Source organism: Acinetobacter sp. WCHAc060006, from assembly GCF_004209135.1.
Taxonomy (GTDB): domain Bacteria; phylum Pseudomonadota; class Gammaproteobacteria; order Pseudomonadales; family Moraxellaceae; genus Acinetobacter; species Acinetobacter cumulans.
Map to the genome: position 1 here is coordinate 1 of NZ_SGSS01000116.1, position 229 is coordinate 229.

A 229-nucleotide genomic window follows, 5' to 3' on the forward strand; every position below is an offset into this window, starting at 1 on the left:
ATCATCACAGCCAATCACCCGTTTAGTGCATGGGATCAGATCTTCCCAGACAGCATGATGACGGTAGCGGCCATAGATCGGCTGATCCACCACGCGACAATTATAGAATTAGAAGGAGAAAGCTATCGAAAACAACATCAGTTAAAACAAGCTGGAAGTAGGAAAAATGAGAAAACCTAACCGGCCATCATAATTGACGCGAACCGGCCAAGATAGTTGACGCCGAACA

1 protein-coding gene is annotated in these 229 nt (G+C 45.9%); it reads left to right on the top strand.

Annotated elements, in window-relative coordinates; genetic code table 11:
- A partial coding sequence (locus EXE29_RS17425) for an ATP-binding protein (protein WP_165382167.1) occupies nucleotides 1-180 on the top strand: 180 nt, incomplete at its 5' end.
- Nucleotides 181-229: the final 49 nt, after the last annotated feature.